Below are 17,891 nucleotides of genomic sequence, written 5' to 3'. Positions count from 1 at the left end.
GCGCTGGCCATTAAGAACAATCCAGATTTGCAAAGCGCGCAAGCGGCGTTAGCACAAGCACAAGAAACCGCTACGGCGAAAAAAAGTTCGTTATTACCCTCATTTGATGCGGAAACGTATTCCACTCGACAACTCATTTCATCGTCACAATTTGGCGATCCAGGCGGCAGCTCGTCGATGTTTAGCCTTTATAACGCCTCGGTAAAAGTCTCGTACACATTAGATATTTTCGGTTCGATTAGACGCCAAATTGAAAATTTAGAGGCAGAAGCGGAATATCAAAAATTCGAGTTAGAAGCGACATTTTTTAACCCTAGCCAGTAATATCGTCACCACGGCGATTAAAGAAGCCTCATTGCGTGAACAAATTGCCGCTTACCAAGAAATCATTGCTTCACAAGCCCAACAATTAGCCGTCACTGAACAACAATTCGACTTAGGTGGTACATCGCAAGCAGAGGTCTTAGCTCAGCAATCCTCGCTGGAACAATTCCGTGCCAATTTGCCACCGTTACAACTAGAACTAGAGCAAACCCGGCATCAACTCGCCACGTTAATTGGACAAAGCGCCGATAAGCCGCTAACCGAACAGTTTAAGCTTAGCGATTTACAACTCCCCCAACAGCTACCGTTAAGCTTACCGTCAAAAACTGGTACAACAACGTCCCGATATTCGCGCACAAGAAGCGCTTATCCATGCGGCCACCGCCCAAATCGGCGTTGCCGTCGCTAGCGTCTTCCCTGATTTAACAATTAGTGGCAATGCCGGCACGATTGCTACCGATATTGGCCAATTATTTATACCTGGCAGCGAAATCTGGTCGGTAACTGCTGATTTATTACAGCCGGTTTTTCATGGCGGTGATTTTACGCATAAACGTAGCGCGGCTGTCGCTTACTACGACCAAGCGGTTGCTCAATACCGCAAAACCGTATTAACCGCATTTAATAATGTTGCCGATACATTAAGCGCGCTGGAATGGGATGCTACAGCCTTTAAAACCCAGCGAACCGCAGAACAAGCCGCTGCAGCCAGCCTAGAATTAACCCGTGCGCAACATCAACTAGGTGGTGCTAGCCATTTAACCTTGCTCAATGCCCACCGCGAATATCAACAAGCCAAAATTGGCCGTATCAAAGCTGAAGCTGCACGGTTAGCCGATACAGCCGCATTATTTCAAGCTTTAGGCGGAGGTTGGTGGCAACGCAGTAATCTCGCTGAAACTCTACAAGCCAATAGAGAAGCGCAACAAATCCCTTGCAGCTTTTTTGAATGCTGGATAAATCCGTTGCCTAAACCTAAACCAGAAACGACTTTACCGGTAAAACGATAACCTAATCCCTACTCTCTCCCGCTCAGGATACCCCCTCTATGATTAAGCGCATGCTCATTATGCTCATCGTGGTCAGTTTAGTACTGGGCGCGGTCTTCGGTTTTATCACGTTTAAAGAGCGCATGATAAAACAATTCATGACGTCTCAAGGCGAGCCGCCACAAACCGTATCTACGATGTCCGCAAGCTACCAAGAATGGCTGCCTACGTTAAAAGCCGTTGGCACCGTGAAAGCCGTACAAGGCGTTGATGTCAGCGCTGAAGTGTCAGGTATGGTTTCCGCTATTTTATTTAAACAAGGCGACCAGGTTACGGCGAATACCGCATTAGTCCAACTCAATACCAGCAACGATATAGCTAGACTCAAAAGCCTAAGCGCTGTCGCCGAATTAGCGCGTATCACGTATTTGCGTAGTGAAGCGCAATTTAACGCTAAGGCCATTAGTAAACAGCAATTGGACTCTGATAAATTCAACTTAGAGTCTGCGCTCGCCAATGTCGCCGAACAACAAGCGCTGATTGATAAAAAAACCATTAAAGCACCGTTCTCCGGTCGCTTAGGTGTACGCTTAGTTGAAATGGGACAATACCTAGATCCCGGCACCGCCATTGCAACGTTACAAGCGCTAGATAAAGTCTATGTCGATTTTTATTTACCCCAACAAAGCTTAGCGGAGTTAAAACCGGGTCAACACGTTACCGTTAGCACCGATGCTTACCCCAAGCAAACTTACACCGGTACAGTCAGCGTGATTAATCCTAAAGTCGATGCCGCCACGCGTAACGTTTTAGTGCGCGCAACGCTTGATAACCCTGGGCAAAAATTATTACCCGGCATGTACGCTAGCGTCGAACTCATTTTAGGTGCAGCCCAACGCTATATCACGTTGCCGCGTTCGGCAATTGCGTTTAACCCCTATGGCGCAACAGTTTATTTAACCGCACCTAAACCCGCTAACGATAAAAGCCCGGCTCAATTCATTGCCCAACAAAGCTTTGTCACGACCGGTGAAACACGCGGTGACCAAATCGCTATTCTTAGCGGTGTTAAAGAAAGCGACAGCATTGTTACCTCAGGACAAATTAAATTGCGTAATGGCAGCCCGATTATTGTTAATAATTCCGTGCAGCCTTCTAATGACGCAGCGCCTAAACCTATAGACCAATAACTCGCCATGAACTTCACTGACATATTTATCCAGCGCCCGGTACTGGCCACCGTCATTAGCATGATTCTGCTGGTCTTAGGCTTGCGCTCACTAAGCGGTTTACCGGTATTGCAATATCCCCACACTGAAAATGCTGTCGTCACTGTGACCACCACGTATTACGGCGCTGATCCCGATGTGATTGCCGGTTTCATCACGACGCCATTAGAAAATATCATTGCACAGGCCAACGGCATTGATTACATCACATCGACTAGCCAAAGTAGTGTTAGCACGATTACCGCGAACTTGCGCTTAAATTACGACCCTAATAAAGCGTTAACGGAAATTAATACCAAAGTTAATTCAATCCTCAACCAATTACCGCCTGAATCACAACAACCGTCGATTAGCGTTAAAATCGGTGAAACCATAGATGCCATGTATATTGGCTTCTCTAGCACGACACTGCCCGCTAATAACATCACAGATTACCTGGTGCGCACGGTACAACCGCGCTTACAATCGGTCACCGGCATACAAACCGCAGAAATTCTAGGTGGTAAAAATTATGCATTACGCGCCTGGCTAGACCCCGATAAATTAGCGGCTAACCAACTCACCGCAGGCGATGTCAGCTCAGCGTTGGCAAAAAATGACTATATCGCCGGTTTAGGCCGTACCAAAGGCCAAATGGTACAAGTCAATTTAACCGCATCCACAGGCTTACATTCAGTCAGCGAGTTTGAAAACCTCATCATCAAACAACAAAACGGCGCGATTATTCGCTTAAAAGACGTCGCGAACGTCACATTAGGTGCTGATGATTACGAAACCAGCGTGGCTTTCGACGGTAATAAAGCCGTGTATATCGGCTTACAAATCGCCCCTAGCGCAAACTTACTTGAAGTCATAGGCCGGGTGCGCGCAGTATTTCCAGACATACAACAACAACTGCCAGAAGGCATTGACGGCGAAATCGTTTATGACTCGACAGAATTCGTCGATAGCTCGATACACGAAGTCGTACACACGTTAATTGAAGCCTTAGCCATTGTTACCTTAGTGGTATTTTTCTTTTTAGGCTCATGGCGCTCAGTGATTATCCCCGTGATTGCGATTCCATTATCACTGATTGGTACGTTTACCATGATGCTGATGCTGGGCTTTTCGATTAATTTACTGACGCTATTAGCGCTAGTACTCGCCATAGGCTTAGTCGTTGACGATGCCATTATTGTCGTTGAAAACGTTAACCGCCATTTAGAAGATGGCATGGAGCCTATACCGGCGGCACTGTTAGCCGCACGCGAATTAACCGGCCCGATTATCGCGATGACGATTGTGTTAATCGCGGTTTATGTCCCAGTCGGCTTTCAAGGAGGCCTAACGGGCGCGCTGTTTTCCGAATTCGCCTTCACGTTAGTCGGTGCCGTCACGGTTTCTGCCGTTATCGCGCTGACCTTATCGCCGATGATGAGTTCACGGCTTTTAAAAGCGCACCACCATGACAAGCATAATGTAGAAGAGCGCTTTATTGAGTTAATCGATGCTAGCTTTAACTGGCTGAGTAACCGTTACCAAACGTATGTTACACGGTAGTTTAAATTTCTTACCGGTCACAACGGTGTTCTCAGTGATTATCCTGGCCAGCATATATTTTCTGTACGCTAAGGCCAATAACGAACTCGCACCGCAAGAAGACCAAGGCATTATTATCACTAGTGCAACGGCAGCACCCGATGCCACGTTACAACAACGCTTGCTCTATTCCAGTGAAGTCTATAAAAAATTCATTACACACCCTGAAAACGATCATGTCTTCCAGCTCGACATGCCGGGGCAATCCATCGCCGGTATGGTTTTAAAACCTTGGGCTGAACGCGCATTAACCGCCGATAAATTACAGCCTATTGTGCAAGAAGAGCTGAATCAAATTTCCGGCGTACGCGTTGCCGCGTTTCAACCGCCGCCGTTACCTGGCAGCAACGGCTTGCCGGTGCAATTTGTCATCGGCAGCACAGGGTCATTTGAAGAGCTAAACACCGTTGCCGGACAATTTATGCAAGCCGCACAAAAATCCGGCATGTTTATGTTCATGGATAACGATTTAAAATACGATCAACCGCAAGCGCAATTAGAAATTGACCGAGACAAAGCAGCATTGTTGGGCTTAACCATGGAAGATGTCGGCTCATCGCTAGCCTCCATGTTAGGCGGTGGCTATGTTAATTATTTCAGCTTATCCGGGCGTTCTTATAAAGTCATGCCGCAAGTCCAACAAGGCTTTAGACTGAACACCGAGCAACTCAAAGACTATTACTTACGCAGTGGTAACGGCGACATGATTCCGTTATCGACGATTGCCCACATCACCACCAAAGTCGTCCCTCAATCGTTAAACCATTTTCAACAACTTAACGCAGCCACCGTGTCCGGCGTACCGTTTCCAGGCGTTACGTTAGGCGATGCTGTCGCTTCATTACAACAACTGGCCAAAACGATGTTACCACCCGGCTATACCGTCGATTACGCGGGACAATCTCGGCAATTAGTCAAAGAATCCAGCAGTTTTGCCGCGACCTTCGGCTTTGCGCTGATTATTATTTACCTCGCCTTAGCCGCCCAATTTGAAAGCTTTAAAGACCCGTTAATTATTCTAGTCTCTGTGCCCATGTCCATCGCCGGTGCTTTGATTTTCATCGCATTAGGTATAGGCAATGCGACCTTGAATATCTACACCGAAGTCGGCTTAGTGACGTTAATGGGCTTAATCAGTAAACATGGCATACTCATTGTCGAATTTGCCAACAACAAACAACAAGAAGGCTTAAGCAAACGCGCCGCGATAGAATCCGCTGCCAGCATACGCTTACGTCCAATTTTAATGACCACGGCAGCGATGGTGTTAGGCGTGTTACCGTTAATTTTCGCCAGTGGTGCCGGTGCCGTATCGCGTTTTAACATGGGCTTAGTCATTGCAACCGGTATCGCGATAGGCACGTTATTTACCTTATTCGTTGTACCGGCGGTGTATTTGTTATTTGGGCATGAATTTAACTCAGCCAAAACTGAGTAATGACGGAAGACTCGATGAGTTTTTCTAATGACGATCCGTAAGACGCATAGACCATGTTGAACAACAACGAGACCAACACTGACAATCAACTGAGTGAAGCCCTGCTAGCCGAACATCGCCCCGTGTTGTTCCGTTACGCTTTGCTGCAATTAAAAGACAACGAACTGGCCGACGACGCAGTACAAGAAAGTTTGCTAGCAGCATGGCAAGCATCTGCAAATTTCCAAGGCAACGCTAGCTTACGCACCTGGTTAATCGGTATTTTAAAACACAAGATTGCTGATTACTGGCGGCTTAGCGCTCGTGAAGTCGTCACCGCTGATGTTGACCAAATCGACAGCGACCTTGATGAAGCCGATGAGGACGACTTTTTTCATCAGCGACGGTCACTGGAATAACGGCCCAAGCAGTTGGAACGACCCTGAAGCGGCGCTAAAGCAACAGGAGTTCTGGACCATTTACGAAACCTGCCAAAACAACCTGCCGCCGAAAATGGCCAAGGTCTTCATGCTGCGCGAACTCGTGGGTTTGGAAACTGAAGAAGTCTGCCAGGAAACGGGCTTAAGCGACGCCAATTACTGGGTCACCATGCACCGTGCCCGATTAAGGCTGCGTGAATGTCTGGAGCTCCGCTGGTTCAACCAAACCAAAACTAACAAGGAGCGTCGCTATGCTTAGTTGCCGCGACATTACCGCCCTCATTTCTAAGGGGTTGGACAAAAAACTCAGCGTTAGCCAACGCCTTGCGATTGGTTTTCATCTGATGCTGTGTACCCATTGCCGTAACTTCCAGAACCAGTCCCAGTTCCTCCGCAAAGCCGCGCATCGCTATACCGAGCAATTACAGAAACGGTTGGATAAGAAATCTTGAGTAGAGGGGGCGCTTCTGCGCTTCCAATATCCATGTTTTGCTATTCATGCCTATGATTTTTAATAGTAATTACTTGAAATTGATGATGTTTTTTGGAATTTGAATATGTGGGCGACAGTGGTCAAAAGCTGTTTATCGCTATCATTTCACTAATAGCAGCAAAGTACTCCAAAGCAGCCCGCTTAACAGAAAGGTGACGGGCGCGCCGATCACAGAGCTTAAACGAAGCCACGAAACCGTGATAAAAATCAAACTTCAAAACCGTCAACGTGCGGCGGGTCGCTTTGACGGACTTGTTGGGCTGGAGGATCACACAACGGCAGCCTCACCAAACTGGACAATACGACGTCCACAGCAAATAACCAACACATCTATTTTGTAGCTATATAGCATGCTCGATATACCACTGATCCATACACATCTTTACTAAAACCGGGATACTTTTCGGACAACATTGCTATTGGGTCGAAATCCTTTGAATAGATAATATTAGAAAGCATATTGGCAGAATTTTGGAGATTGGATGTCATCAGTTCAAGTTCTGACAAAAGTGAGATTGGTTGATCTGGGAAAACCTCGCTCAATAGAATAGGTTCTCCCGAAGGGCGAAGCCCGATTAGTCTGCTGTGCTTGTTATAATTAAAGATCCAGAAAACACCGTTGGGAATACCATGTTTACGTGCACTCTCAATTTGCTTGACTCTTTCCTCGGGGCGAACCCAAGTTTGAATTATGTGATCAATTATGCTTATGACATGAAGGATGTTTTGCGAGTTTTGGTGCGATAAACTTTCATAACTGTATTTACGCCAATCCGCATATACATCTTCAAAATCATACCTCGGAAGCCTGTTAATCCACTGACATCAGGTGAGTCGATTGTAACTTTAGTCTCGGTTATTACCTCAATCGTAAATGCTCGCCCTTAGAACTTGCCAACGACACAACCGGTGGAAGCGTTTCTGGTAGTTCACTCCAAATCTCGCCGAATAGTCGCCCCGGTGAGGCTACATCAATACCCATGTCTTGCCCATAAGATGCTAATTGATTCCAAACGGTAGCCTCAGCCGCCGCCCAAAAGTGTCGCTTGCGCAACGAGCGGCGCTTTTGGCGGTCGACTAGATACGCTAGTTAGATTTCTTTCCATTCTATATTTATTAAACGTATTGGTAACGCCCTTATAATTTCATTAATGGCCATTATGTCATCTTCTGGCTCTTTCCAAACATACTGCTTTAACAGATCGGGAACCGTTACTTTTGTGCTATCTGTTTTATTTCGCATCACCAAGGTAATTATTGAAAATCTTTCTTTCTTTTCGCGCTTTTCAGAAATTGCGTAGTTCACCTCTGATGCTAGAAAATTCTCATCTTCGTAATTAGAGGTAACAAAAAATATTGCAGCACAAGAATTCTTCATTCCCTGGAGAATCGCACGCTCTAATGGTACTCCGGCAACCATTGCATCTTCATCTAACCACGGTTCAAACCCTAAGTTAGATAGTAGTTGGGAATATTTCCGAACAAGAGGCTTATCAACGCCTTTATGGCTTAAGAATATCTTTTTTGGCAACGATCTCTCCATTTCTTCTTTTGTAACTATAAGTTGAATAAGAGTTTCTTCCCTTTCTTTATCAAAAACTTTTCTTGTTTCGTATTCAATTTCTACGGTTGAATTTACGACACCATGTAGCCAATCAATTCGATGCAAATTCGGTATAAATTCATATAGTTTTTCGATGTTTATCCACCAAATTCCTTTGTTTTCCCCAATCCAATTTACTTTATTCTTTTCTAAGATTTCCTTGATAGGCTTTAGCACATGTCTTTTTTTTCTTATTTTTGTAAAAAAGACGAAAATTAATATACAGCCCTTCCTCATCGCGACCATGTAACAGACAAGCGCCATGTTGCCAATGGATTGTTCCTCCAAGCGTGAACATTCCAGATACAGTTACTCTTAATTTATCGTTTTCTTTTGTCACTATGCTTCATGCCTTGGAAGTCTAACGATAAGCATAACCTGAAGCAAAAAGGGGAGCACCGCGTATCTTTTTGCGCTCCGAGTTTATGCGGTGGTTAGAGCACACTTGCATCTCTCAACTCACGAAAGAAATCAGTGCGGTCGAGAAATTCGATACCAAACACGTTTCCGTCGTGATCAACGTCAACATTGAAGCCGACTTCGAAAAAGGGAATGGTCCTCCCAACTGGTGCGGCGAGATTTGCAAAATGCGCGCTCGGCTTAGGGCGGACAAAATATACATAGCCGGCCTCAACATCATGGTCGTATGTGGATCGGTCAATATTTCCGGTTTCGACCTGCGATGCGATCAATTCATAACCCGCACCAGCAAGAGCAGCACTTACTTCGGATATCATTTTTGGTGCGGCGGATGAAAAGGGAGTCATGTGCGCTCTAACTAGTAATTAGATGGTTTCCGTATATCAACTGAAAAATACTCTTTGAAGTGATAATTTATTGATCTGCCTATCACTGTTCCGTCTATATATCATCACTGTTGAAAAATTATGACTGGTAATGATCCAATTGGCGATATTGAATCACATTAAACGATAGACGGCAATAGGTCTCCTTTTGCAATTCAACTCCTCTAAATTTACCCATTGACCACTGCAATTCGCAACCACCCGACTATCCCAACTTCCCTGAAAATTTTTTGTAAGGAATTTTAATTCTCTCCGACTGATAGGGCAGGAAAGCACTGTTGCTTGTCCTAATCCATTAACTAATCTGAGAGAACACCATGAATAAAAAAACCATATCTTTGACTTTAACCAGCGCATTAGCTTCTGCTTTACTGACTGCGGTACCGACGATTCAGGCTGGCGAAAACCCGTTTGCGATGTCTAATATTTCCGGAAACCTTCATGTAGCAGAAGGCGATGAAAAAACAATGGAAGGTAAATGCGGCGAAGGCAAATGTGGTGCGGAAAAAGCTAAAACGGCAACCGATAAGGCTGCCGAAGGGAAATGTGGTGCAGGCAAAGCCAAAGAAGGCGGTTGTGGTGCCGATAAAGCCAAAACCGAAGGCACCCAAGAGCCAGCCACTGGTAAATAAGCTTAGGGAGGGTACAAACCGTACCCTCCCGAACTTGACTTCGGAGCATCTCATGAACGACTTGCACAAAACTACTTTCACTCAAAGCACTGCTTGCTTGACTATATGCTACTTCAACCGGATTTTCGCATGGGCAGTGAAGCTAGCACACGGGTTCGAGCTTAACGCATCTGGTTTAGCACCTATTTTTCCGCGCCTATTGCTGGCCTACGAGTTCGGCGAAGCCGGGCTAGAAAAACTCCACGGTGAAAACTGGTTTACCGGATTAAACTTTCCATTTCCGTTTAGCTTGCTATCCGCCGATGTTAGCTGGACATTGGCCACTGGCTTGGAAATCATTGCCCCTATCGCCCTTATTTTGGGTTTGATGACCCGCTTTTTTAGTGCGGCTTTAATAGTGTTGACGGTAGTCGCCATCGCCGCTGTGCATTGGCCCGCCGAATGGCACAGCCTAGCCGAATTGTGGCAAGGCTATGCCATCACTGATAAAGGCCACGGCAACTTTAAGCTGCCATTGATGTACATAATAATGCTCAGTTCGTTGCTGCTTAGTGGTAGCGGACGGCTTAGCGCTGATGCCTGGCTGAAACAACGCTTATCATCAACTTAAGCGGGCTAGTTGTTACATTATTTACTGTTGCTCTCTCTGATATGGCCGCTGCATCTCGTTGGTTACTAATAGGGCCAATTCAGCCGCAACAGTCTTAAGCTTTTGGAGCGACTGGACTTATGCCGCTTGACACTCTTTTTCATCTTGAATGAGATTTTTCACGGAAACCGGAGGCACGGTGACGCGCGACAACTCTTGACTCATCGCATCATGCAGTAAGGTATTTAATTTTGCAATCGGTGCGGTATCGTCGGCGGCGCTGTTATAGGTTTCTAAAGCCGCTTGTTCTGAGTTGTGGATAAATAGCTGTAACTCTTGCCCGTGTTTAAGTCCCGTTAATTGGTCATAGCCAAAATCGGCATATTTCGCGCCATTTAAACTATAATCCAGCGGGCTAAAATAGCGGGCGTATTTATAGGTGCCGTCGAATAAGCCGCGCAAGCATCCGCGCTTGGTTAAGTCCGGCCCACAACCCACATCTTCACCCCAGGTCGAACGATATACAAAATCTGCATCAAGTGAAGACGCTATCGTATCGGACATAAACAACACCCAATCACGCCCTTGTTTACCATCTGACCATTGCGCGTGTTGATACGACTCAGGGCTTTGAATGACCGTCGCTAAGCTGACGCCGGGTAAATGATTCAGCATGTTTAAATTGCTTAATGTCGCGCCAAATTGCGCGCTATACCAAGCTGCGTCTTTACCTGCCCAGGTTAGTAATGTAGGCAGTAAATCCACCGATGACGCTAACGCTGGCACATCGATATTAATCTTAGGCAAGTATTGTTTAACCAAGCTATTTTTTACATTCGACAGCCGCGCCACAATAAACGGTAATTGATTATTCTCGTGATACACCATCGCGCCTTTTTGCCGTAAAGGCAATACCACAGGTGTTTGTGCTAAGGCTTGTTCTGAAGGCTCACCATCAGACGTTGTTGCAGCCTCAAAATACCGGCTAACACCCATGTGCGATAAGGCTAATTCACCGTGGTCGGCCGTCATAACCACTAAAGTATTATCCGCAAAACCATTATTTTTTATCGCGTTTAACACTCTGACCAAGGCTTTATCGTTGTCTAAAATACAGTTTAAATAGTAGTTTAAATACACTTGCCATAGCGGCACGGTAAGCACTCGAGTGCCTAAAGCGGTTTTGGCATTATCTTTATAAACGCGTATCGTCGTTGTGGCGTCGTCATCTAACGTAATATTGCCAAATACTGACGATAACATGCTAGCCCATTCGTCTAGCGCACCAGGAATAGGCCCTTGCGTCTCAGGCGTGTAACCGTTAACCTCAAAACCGTTAGCGGGTTTTGATGGATTCCACCAATATAAATACGGCTTAGTTTTAGGCACCGGTGATAATGGGAAATACGTTTCACCCGCCGGGTCACCTTGAGCGATTTGATAACTGCCGTTACCATCAACATCGACTAACATAATGTCATGCGGATTAATAAAATTGACTGCGAGTAAAAAAGGCGTTTGTGCGCTTTGCTTGTCTTTAGCGGTAGTTTCCAGCCATTCTTGGGCATAACCAGCGACATCATCGTCACGCATAGTGCCTGATAACGGCCCTTCAGCATCGCCTAATTTTGTAGGCCCTTGCCAATCATGAAAGCCATACAGCCTACGCATGTTTACCGGCCCTTTGCCACCTTCAAATACGTCATCTTTGGTTAAATGCACTTTGCCTTTATAAGCACAGTAATATCCCGCAGCATTTAACGCATCAGCCATGGTCGGCACTTTAGGGTTTAACGAACTTTGGGTGTCAAAATCCATATTATCAACGACGCCATTATCAACACTATGATGGCCGGTAAAAATCACACTGCGCGCCGGACTACACGGTGCAGTCGGCGTAAAGTAATTATTAAACCGTACGCCGTTAGCGCGTAACTGAATACGGCCAGGTATCAGGCTTTGGTATTGCGCTAATAACTCAGGCTGAACTAAAGACTCGGTACGACTGTAATGGCGTTCTTCATCGGTAATAATTAACACGATATTAGGCCGTAATGTATTACCCTGGTCAGCTTTAGCGATTTTGCTTAAAGCCGGACTTAAGCCGACTAGTGCACCTGCCCCTGCTGTCACTTGCAAAAACCGACGCCGTCCCACATGAAGCGTTTTTATTGGTATTTTTCATGGTATCACCTCACTAAGTACTAAGAACAAACAGCTACTTAATCCCTAAACTTGGCAAAACAGCAAGAGAACTAAGCAGTTACCTTAAAAGGTTAGTATGAAAAAAATTTATGACAAAAAAATAAGTTTAACCGACTCAATTAAGACAATTTGTTACAACCTAAAGCCTAAGCGGTGTTAACTAAGGTCGTTTACCTAGCGAAAATTTTTAGCTAATTTCACAGTTATTACATGGTATCCTTGGCTTAGATTCTCGCCCCCTTTTAGAACTGAGGACTCATAATATGTTAATCCTGATTTTGCGCATTCCACGTGACACCAGTAAATATGATTTAATTAAATTTTTAGAGCCCGTCATTAAAGGTGGGTTGTTTACCAAGCCAGGTAATATTGAATCGATAGATATTATGGTGCATGAAAGTAGCAACATAGAGACGTCACCCAGACATGCATTGATTAGAATTGAACCTGATGCAGCAGCAAGACGAGTCGTTGCTAAGTTGAATAAGAAATTACTCAATGGCAAGCATGTCAATGTTCGGGAGTTTTATTTGCGTAGTTGGCATAACGATCCGAGAAATAAATCCCTGCATTCCGCAGCGGCTATTTTTAAAGAACGACGCATGGGTGAACGCCGTAAAAACAAGCTTACCGTTATCGATGTAAAAGTCGAGCAAAACCAACCCGTTAGTTTTTTTGGTGATAAGAAATTTCACCGCACCCTTTAACATAGGCTATCGCATTGCATACCGATAGACGATGAAAACCAATGCATAGGTATGCAATGCGATACCCTAATCTGCAAGATGAGCTACGTGTAGCTAGTGATTAGCAAAAAGTAAGTCCTTTTACTTTTTGCTGTTAAGATAGGATAAAGACGCTTAGTCTATGCGTAAGTTGGATTAAAGGCTTGCTCAGGATTGACAACAGGGCCATTACCATCCCAATACGGTGACAGTTTTCTCAAGCTCGCCACAATACCCGGCATGACTTTCAACACTTCATCGACTTCACGCATACTGTTATAACGCGAAAAAGAAAACCGTATCGTGCCGTGCGCAGCCGTATAAGGAATATTCATCGCGCGCATTACATGGGACGGCTCTAACGAACCTGACGTACAGGCCGAACCACTAGAAGCAGCAATACCTGCTTTATTTAGCAGCATTAAAATCGCCTCACCTTCGATATATTCAAACGCAATATCGGTGGTATTCGGCAAACGGTTATCCATATCGCCGGTCACAAAACAATGCGGAATCGAATCGGTAATGCCGCGCTCTAAACGGTCACGCATGGCTTTAACTTGGGTATTCTCAAACTCAATATGCTCTAAAGCCAATTCACAGGCTTTGCCTAAACCTACGATAGACGCGGTATTTTCCGTACCGGCACGACGACCACGCTCTTGATGCCCGCCTCTTAATAACGGTCTATAGCGCGTACCACGGCGCAAATACAACACGCCTATGCCTTTTGGCGCATGTAATTTATGACCTGATAACGATAACATATCAATTTTTGGTGTCTTGCAACATCATCGGAATCTTGCCAACGGCTTGCACCGCATCAGTATGAAACATCACACCTGCAGCATTCGCCATTTCTGCCATTTCAACGACAGGAAAAATCGTACCCGTTTCGTTATTTGCCCACATCACCGATACTATCGCAACCTGGTCTGACAACAACTTACGATACGCTTCTAAATTCAAGCGGCCACAGCGGTCTACCGGCATACGGTGAATGGTATAGCCTTCTTTTTCCAACGCTTCACATAAGCTTAAAATAGCCGGATGCTCAACCGTTGTCGTAATGATTTCTTTACGATTAGGCTGCGCTTTAATGGCCGATAAAATAGCCGTCGAATTCGATTCGGTGCCACATGACGTGAAAATAATTTCCGAATCATGTTCGCAACCGATTAACTTTTTGCACTTGCTGGCGCGCTACTTTAATCCCTTTAGCCACGCCATCAGCGAATTTATGAATAGACGAAGGATTACCGTATTGCTCTAAAAAATACGGAATCATCATATCGACGACCGCCTTATCGACTTTAGTCGTCGCATTATTATCTAAATAAATATCGGTCATGGCTTACGCTCCTACCGCTTCTTTCGGCATTTGAGACGCTGGCACGACTTTAATAAATTCACCTAACACTTCCATTAATCGTTGTTGAATGCCCGCGACAGTCATCGCAGCCATTTGGCAACCGCTACACGCGCCGGTCATATTGACATAAGCGGTGTTGCCAATCACTTCAACCAACTCAACATCACCGCCATCGGCTAATAAGGTTGGTCTTAACGACTCTAATACTTGCTCAATCTTTTTAATCCGTTGCAAATTCGTCATTGGGCCTTTCGCCGCCGCAACGACGGGTTCTGGCTTAGCAGCAGGTGCCTCAGGGTCAAATTTCTCACCTTTCTCAGCTAACACACGCTCTAAAATGGCTTCAATATCTTCATGGCAAGACGCGCAACCACCGCCCGCTTTGGTAAAGTTAGTCACGTCTTGTACGGTACGCAACTTATTGGCCCATACCATTTCTTCAATCATGACAGCGTCAATCGCAAAACATTTGCAAATCAACGCGCCTTCTTCATGGTCATCTTTCCATTCTTCACCACGATAATTCGCTATCGCAGCTTGCAAAGCCTCACGTCCCATCACTGAGCAATGCATTTTTCTCAGGCGGTAAACCTTCTAAATGGTCAGCAATATCTTGGTTAGTGACTTTTAACGCTTCATCTAACGTCATACCTTTGATAATTTCAGTTAACACCGATGATGAAGCAATGGCTGAGCCGCAGCCAAAGGTCTGAAAACCGGCATCTAAAATCACTTCGCTGGTTTCATCGACTTTTAACGTTAACCGTAACGCATCGCCACAGCTAATCGAGCCAACCTCTCCGATAGCATTGGCTTCAGCAACCGCACCGGCGTTTTTTCGGGTTAAAAAAAATGTTCTTTAACTTTATCGGAATAATCCCACATAGTTGAATCCTCGCGGCGTAATGCCTACAAATAGTTGATACGATTACTGCTGGCGTAATCTGAAACAGCGCTTAAGAACAGGTTTTCGTACCCGTACCTGACTCACTGGTATTAAATGAAGAACCACATGCACAGCTTTTTGCGGCATTAGGATTAGTAAACTTAAAGCCAGACCCTTCGATACTGTCTAAAAAATCAATCGACATACCGTCTAGCATCGGTAAGCTGGTAGGGTCGACAAACACCTTAACGTCACCGCAATCAATCACGGTATCATCAGGATTATTGGTAGGTTCCAATTTTAAGCCATATTGATAACCCGAACAGCCGCCGTCTTGTACCTCTATACGCAAGCCAGCAGTGGGTGTTTCAGATCCGGCAATAAAACGACCAACGGCGTTAATAGCTTTTTCAGTTAATGTAATCACAACGAGTCTCCTAAAGTGTGGCATTGTTCTTGATACAGTCTTAAGCAACCTATGTGCCATTATTGTTATTAGGTGTTAACCCATTGAAAAATCGACTTATGTTTAAACCCATAGCAAAACATAGCCATTTTTTGCAAGCTTACCAACAGACAATGCTTAGGCTTTTGTCAGCTTTGCTACAAAACGCCTAAACCCAGCGAGGATTAAATATGCGAGTAGAAGATTTAGATGTAGGCGATATTGTCTATGCAGCCATCACTATTATGGATGACGGCTCAATACCGGGAGGCGTAGAAGGCGAAATCTTAGCTGAAGCCGGTACGCGTGGCGTGATTACGATGATAGGTCATGTCGAAGAACAACCTGAACGTAGTGTTTATTTGGTACGTTTTGAAGACCAGCAATTAAACCTAGGCGACCCAGTAGGCTGCTGGGTGGAAGAGCTGATGGTAGAACCGGTAACGCTTAATTAGGTGGGGTTGGCTACTGTCCAATAGCTCGCTGATTGTTTAGCTAGTGATTGCAAGAAAACCTCTGAAAACCATATTCAACGCGGCTTGCAGACGATTTGTGCAATCGAGGTTTTTTAAAACTTAACGTGTTCAACATAAGCTCCTAAATAGCATAGATGTAAGATATTAATGTTTAATGAGATTTTCTAATTTTGAAATTAAGTTAAAAAATCTTCGTCATGATGCTACCGTCTGAAACCAACGCCACATAAGGCTTATAGGGGTTTTCTGATTGACACTAGCTATCGCATTAGAGTACAAAATATGCTTTGTCTGAGTTTAAACCGAACAAAGCAAGCGTTGTACTCTAGCGTTGTTATGATGCGCAAGAATCGTTAGTTATAGAAATTTCGCGATAGTAGCATCCTTTTCGTGCAGCCCAATCCTGTAACACGCCAAATTTAAGTACGATGAAGCCTAGATAACGATTTAACTTGGCCTTGGGTTTCACTTTCAACAGCGCCTTCTTGATTTAGGTCACCAAGGCCGCAGCACAGAGCCAGAGGGCATCGCGCCGCATGGTCGGGTTCACTCTTGCTGCGCAATACACTCGCTATTGCGCCCTACGGGATACTCACTACTTATCGACTAATCGGACGTACAAGTCAAGATCGTCCCCTGCCGGTAGCCCACATAGTAGGCGCAGACATGTGGCCGCAATGGCTCTGAGCTGGCGCAATTGTGCCTTAAACTCGAAATCAAGGTCGCTGACGAACGCGAGGCCATCATGTACGATTCTAGATCGAGTCCCGAAGATCCGTCCAATGCCAATAGCACTTTTTAACTGGGTAGGTACCACGTCTGGATATACGTTAGCGTGTAGAAAATTGACCACAGATCGCGGAACATCGGTTGTTTCTTGTGCGGGGAATACCTCGAGAACAGTCCACCAGAACAGTAGCTTATCAACTGGGTTAACTGCCTCACAGCCGCGTCGGAACCACCGCGCAGCCAGGCGAAAGCGGCTTCGCTTTTCATTTTTTAACGCCTCCAGTATCGCCAAGGCCTGCGCAATTTCGCCCGCTATCTCCTCCACAGGACGGTGGGGTAGTGCGACAAGTTCCAACGGCCCTTCCCACGAGGTAGCATACATGCTGTCACTGGACACGAACCCCTCAAATTCCTTCTGATTCGCAATGCCGCGATAGAGAAGCTCCATCACGCACGCCACTTCCGCCACTCGCAGTGCAGCGGTCGTTGTTCCTGGCTCAGCAGAATGTGTGATTGGGTCGACTTCTATTTCAACAATCGCATAGGTGGCAGGCGGCAGCTCGATCCGCTGCAGGGCTATAGTAGTTCCTACTATTCCTTCCCCAAACTGCACGACAGGCACCGTGTGCTCGACCTCCACTGCACCCGGCACAATTCGCACGTTGAAGCCTATACCATGCATGATCTCAACCTCCTGCGATGGCGTCGGAAGGGAAAGTCGGTACACCGCAGCGTACGGTATGCGGATTTTGGGTAGATCGAATGGGTAATCCATAAGCTTCGGCAACTGGTGAGACCTAATAAGTAATCATGTGGTTCTGAACATCATGCCATTTTAGGCGACATCCAGCAAATCTTAGCGCGTAGGGCGGTTTTCTCGCTCCCATGTTTCAGCTTGTTATGCACAATGCTACACAGATATGTCCATATTAAAAAACGCCTTCACCAAC

At 45.5% G+C, this 17,891-nt stretch carries 25 protein-coding genes; 13 read left to right on the top strand and 12 right to left on the bottom strand.

What is annotated here, in order from left to right; all coding sequences use genetic code 11:
• From VZ94_RS30510 to VZ94_RS26930, 9 genes are all read left to right on the top strand, one after another.
• Nucleotides 1–324 (top strand): TolC family protein (locus VZ94_RS30510; RefSeq protein WP_192828609.1); only part of this gene is annotated, 324 nt, incomplete at its 5' end.
• A 31-nt stretch (nucleotides 325–355) separates the two neighbouring features.
• Entirely contained in the window at nucleotides 356–733 is a 378-nt protein-coding gene (locus tag VZ94_RS30505) for a TolC family protein (protein ID WP_052700344.1), read from the top strand.
• The gene (locus VZ94_RS25865; RefSeq protein ID WP_338040312.1) at nucleotides 651–1,334 is read left to right on the top strand and encodes a TolC family protein; all 684 of its coding nucleotides are present in this window, start codon (nucleotides 651–653) and stop codon (nucleotides 1,332–1,334) included. Before VZ94_RS30505 ends, VZ94_RS25865 begins: the two co-directional genes overlap by 83 nt.
• A gap of 38 nt (nucleotides 1,335–1,372) precedes the next feature.
• A complete protein-coding gene (locus VZ94_RS08435; protein WP_045778890.1) occupies nucleotides 1,373–2,503 on the top strand; it encodes an efflux RND transporter periplasmic adaptor subunit in 1,131 nt (376 codons plus the stop codon).
• A 6-nt stretch (nucleotides 2,504–2,509) separates the two neighbouring features.
• Nucleotides 2,510–4,084 (top strand): efflux RND transporter permease subunit, encoded by a 1,575-nt coding sequence (locus VZ94_RS28545; RefSeq protein WP_239649768.1) that lies wholly within the window; start codon nucleotides 2,510–2,512, stop codon nucleotides 4,082–4,084.
• Nucleotides 4,071–5,561, top strand: coding sequence for an efflux RND transporter permease subunit (locus VZ94_RS28540; RefSeq protein ID WP_239649767.1), 1,491 nt, complete (start codon nucleotides 4,071–4,073; stop codon nucleotides 5,559–5,561). Before VZ94_RS28545 ends, VZ94_RS28540 begins: the two co-directional genes overlap by 14 nt.
• 53 nt (nucleotides 5,562–5,614) lie before the next feature.
• Complete coding sequence (locus VZ94_RS28535) at nucleotides 5,615–5,959, top strand: sigma-70 family RNA polymerase sigma factor (protein ID WP_239649766.1); 345 nt, start codon at nucleotides 5,615–5,617, stop codon at nucleotides 5,957–5,959.
• Nucleotides 5,865–6,239 carry a sigma factor-like helix-turn-helix DNA-binding protein gene (locus VZ94_RS28530; protein WP_239649765.1) on the top strand — a complete coding sequence of 125 codons (375 nt, stop codon included), beginning with the start codon at nucleotides 5,865–5,867 and terminating at the stop codon, nucleotides 6,237–6,239. The genes VZ94_RS28535 and VZ94_RS28530 overlap by 95 nt, the downstream gene beginning before the upstream one ends.
• Entirely contained in the window at nucleotides 6,232–6,432 is a 201-nt protein-coding gene (locus tag VZ94_RS26930; protein ID WP_082081484.1) for a zf-HC2 domain-containing protein, read from the top strand. The genes VZ94_RS28530 and VZ94_RS26930 overlap by 8 nt, the downstream gene beginning before the upstream one ends.
• 900 nt (nucleotides 6,433–7,332) lie before the next feature.
• Here the strand turns inward: VZ94_RS26930 and VZ94_RS25505 are convergent.
• The 4 genes from VZ94_RS25505 to VZ94_RS08410 form a co-directional block, all read right to left on the bottom strand.
• Nucleotides 7,333–7,527 (bottom strand): hypothetical protein, encoded by a 195-nt coding sequence (locus VZ94_RS25505; protein WP_131655508.1) that lies wholly within the window; start codon nucleotides 7,525–7,527, stop codon nucleotides 7,333–7,335.
• 36 nt (nucleotides 7,528–7,563) lie between these two features.
• Entirely contained in the window at nucleotides 7,564–8,253 is a 690-nt protein-coding gene (locus VZ94_RS08415) for a toll/interleukin-1 receptor domain-containing protein (protein ID WP_204369086.1), read from the bottom strand.
• Nucleotides 8,216–8,416, bottom strand: a complete 201-nt coding sequence (locus tag VZ94_RS26925) for a hypothetical protein (protein ID WP_204369085.1) — start codon at nucleotides 8,414–8,416, stop codon at nucleotides 8,216–8,218. Before VZ94_RS26925 ends, VZ94_RS08415 begins: the two co-directional genes overlap by 38 nt.
• A 94-nt stretch (nucleotides 8,417–8,510) precedes the next feature.
• Nucleotides 8,511–8,843: a DUF2283 domain-containing protein gene (locus tag VZ94_RS08410; RefSeq protein WP_082081483.1), complete on the bottom strand. Its 333-nt coding sequence runs from the start codon at nucleotides 8,841–8,843 to the stop codon at nucleotides 8,511–8,513.
• Between the two features lie 356 nt (nucleotides 8,844–9,199).
• Between VZ94_RS08410 and VZ94_RS08405 the strand changes: the two genes are divergently transcribed.
• Nucleotides 9,200–9,514 carry an HvfA family oxazolone/thioamide-modified RiPP metallophore gene (locus tag VZ94_RS08405; RefSeq protein WP_045778887.1) on the top strand — a complete coding sequence of 105 codons (315 nt, stop codon included), beginning with the start codon at nucleotides 9,200–9,202 and terminating at the stop codon, nucleotides 9,512–9,514.
• Nucleotides 9,515–9,650: 136 nt separating this feature from the next.
• The gene (locus tag VZ94_RS08400) at nucleotides 9,651–10,124 is read left to right on the top strand and encodes an HvfX family Cu-binding RiPP maturation protein (RefSeq protein ID WP_239649764.1); all 474 of its coding nucleotides are present in this window, start codon (nucleotides 9,651–9,653) and stop codon (nucleotides 10,122–10,124) included.
• Between the two features lie 117 nt (nucleotides 10,125–10,241).
• Here the strand turns inward: VZ94_RS08400 and VZ94_RS08395 are convergent, their stop codons facing one another.
• A complete protein-coding gene (locus tag VZ94_RS08395; protein WP_239649770.1) occupies nucleotides 10,242–12,236 on the bottom strand; it encodes a sulfatase-like hydrolase/transferase in 1,995 nt (664 codons plus the stop codon).
• Nucleotides 12,237–12,571: 335 nt separating this feature from the next.
• On the opposite strand from VZ94_RS08395, the gene VZ94_RS08390 reads away from it, so the two are divergent.
• On the top strand, nucleotides 12,572–13,015 hold the full coding sequence (locus VZ94_RS08390) for an RNA-binding protein (RefSeq protein WP_045778885.1): 444 nt from the start codon (nucleotides 12,572–12,574) through the stop codon (nucleotides 13,013–13,015).
• A gap of 158 nt (nucleotides 13,016–13,173) precedes the next feature.
• Here the strand turns inward: VZ94_RS08390 and VZ94_RS30500 are convergent, their stop codons facing one another.
• The 6 genes from VZ94_RS30500 to VZ94_RS08375 form a co-directional block, all read right to left on the bottom strand.
• Entirely contained in the window at nucleotides 13,174–13,800 is a 627-nt protein-coding gene (locus tag VZ94_RS30500) for an aminotransferase class V-fold PLP-dependent enzyme (protein WP_275575181.1), read from the bottom strand.
• Between the two features lies 1 nt (nucleotide 13,801).
• On the bottom strand, nucleotides 13,802–14,185 hold the full coding sequence (locus VZ94_RS30495) for an aminotransferase class V-fold PLP-dependent enzyme (protein ID WP_275575182.1): 384 nt from the start codon (nucleotides 14,183–14,185) through the stop codon (nucleotides 13,802–13,804).
• Nucleotides 14,186–14,195: 10 nt separating this feature from the next.
• Nucleotides 14,196–14,384 carry an aminotransferase class V-fold PLP-dependent enzyme gene (locus VZ94_RS30490; protein WP_275575180.1) on the bottom strand — a complete coding sequence of 63 codons (189 nt, stop codon included), beginning with the start codon at nucleotides 14,382–14,384 and terminating at the stop codon, nucleotides 14,196–14,198.
• Between the two features lie 3 nt (nucleotides 14,385–14,387).
• The gene (locus tag VZ94_RS08380; protein WP_239649763.1) at nucleotides 14,388–14,978 is read right to left on the bottom strand and encodes a NifU family protein; all 591 of its coding nucleotides are present in this window, start codon (nucleotides 14,976–14,978) and stop codon (nucleotides 14,388–14,390) included.
• Nucleotides 14,953–15,192 carry an iron-sulfur cluster assembly scaffold protein gene (locus tag VZ94_RS28525; RefSeq protein WP_239649769.1) on the bottom strand — a complete coding sequence of 80 codons (240 nt, stop codon included), beginning with the start codon at nucleotides 15,190–15,192 and terminating at the stop codon, nucleotides 14,953–14,955. Before VZ94_RS28525 ends, VZ94_RS08380 begins: the two co-directional genes overlap by 26 nt.
• Before the next feature lie 169 nt (nucleotides 15,193–15,361).
• Complete coding sequence (locus VZ94_RS08375) at nucleotides 15,362–15,718, bottom strand: HesB/IscA family protein (RefSeq protein ID WP_045778884.1); 357 nt, start codon at nucleotides 15,716–15,718, stop codon at nucleotides 15,362–15,364.
• Between the two features lie 209 nt (nucleotides 15,719–15,927).
• Between VZ94_RS08375 and VZ94_RS08370 the strand changes: the two genes are divergently transcribed.
• Nucleotides 15,928–16,191: a nitrogen fixation protein NifZ gene (locus VZ94_RS08370; RefSeq protein WP_045778883.1), complete on the top strand. Its 264-nt coding sequence runs from the start codon at nucleotides 15,928–15,930 to the stop codon at nucleotides 16,189–16,191.
• Nucleotides 16,192–16,807: 616 nt separating this feature from the next.
• On the opposite strand, the gene VZ94_RS08365 is transcribed toward VZ94_RS08370, so the two are convergent.
• On the bottom strand, nucleotides 16,808–17,623 hold the full coding sequence (locus VZ94_RS08365; RefSeq protein WP_131655507.1) for a HEPN domain-containing protein: 816 nt from the start codon (nucleotides 17,621–17,623) through the stop codon (nucleotides 16,808–16,810).
• Between the last annotated feature and the right edge of the window lie 268 nt (nucleotides 17,624–17,891).

The organism is Methylocucumis oryzae (genome assembly GCF_000963695.1).
GTDB lineage: Bacteria > Pseudomonadota > Gammaproteobacteria > Methylococcales > Methylomonadaceae > Methylovulum > Methylovulum oryzae.
This window is presented reverse-complemented; position numbering and strand designations above follow the sequence as displayed.

What these genes read in the sequence shown, in the direction of transcription:
- VZ94_RS08405 (WP_045778887.1), top strand. Translation starts at nt 9,200, where the DNA reads ATGAATAAAAAAACCATATCTTTGACTTTAACCAGCGCATTAGCTTCT.
- VZ94_RS08435 (WP_045778890.1), top strand. Translation starts at nt 1,373, where the DNA reads ATGATTAAGCGCATGCTCATTATGCTCATCGTGGTCAGTTTAGTACTG.
- VZ94_RS08370 (WP_045778883.1), top strand. Translation starts at nt 15,928, where the DNA reads ATGCGAGTAGAAGATTTAGATGTAGGCGATATTGTCTATGCAGCCATC.
- VZ94_RS08365 (WP_131655507.1), bottom strand. Translation starts at nt 17,623, where the DNA reads ATGCATGGTATAGGCTTCAACGTGCGAATTGTGCCGGGTGCAGTGGAG.
- VZ94_RS08410 (WP_082081483.1), bottom strand. Translation starts at nt 8,843, where the DNA reads ATGACTCCCTTTTCATCCGCCGCACCAAAAATGATATCCGAAGTAAGT.
- VZ94_RS28545 (WP_239649768.1), top strand. Translation starts at nt 2,510, where the DNA reads ATGAACTTCACTGACATATTTATCCAGCGCCCGGTACTGGCCACCGTC.
- VZ94_RS30500 (WP_275575181.1), bottom strand. Translation starts at nt 13,800, where the DNA reads ATGTTATCGTTATCAGGTCATAAATTACATGCGCCAAAAGGCATAGGC.
- VZ94_RS26930 (WP_082081484.1), top strand. Translation starts at nt 6,232, where the DNA reads ATGCTTAGTTGCCGCGACATTACCGCCCTCATTTCTAAGGGGTTGGAC.
- VZ94_RS28540 (WP_239649767.1), top strand. Translation starts at nt 4,071, where the DNA reads ATGTTACACGGTAGTTTAAATTTCTTACCGGTCACAACGGTGTTCTCA.
- VZ94_RS08380 (WP_239649763.1), bottom strand. Translation starts at nt 14,978, where the DNA reads ATGCATTGCTCAGTGATGGGACGTGAGGCTTTGCAAGCTGCGATAGCG.
- VZ94_RS08390 (WP_045778885.1), top strand. Translation starts at nt 12,572, where the DNA reads ATGTTAATCCTGATTTTGCGCATTCCACGTGACACCAGTAAATATGAT.
- VZ94_RS28535 (WP_239649766.1), top strand. Translation starts at nt 5,615, where the DNA reads ATGTTGAACAACAACGAGACCAACACTGACAATCAACTGAGTGAAGCC.
- VZ94_RS30490 (WP_275575180.1), bottom strand. Translation starts at nt 14,384, where the DNA reads ATGACCGATATTTATTTAGATAATAATGCGACGACTAAAGTCGATAAG.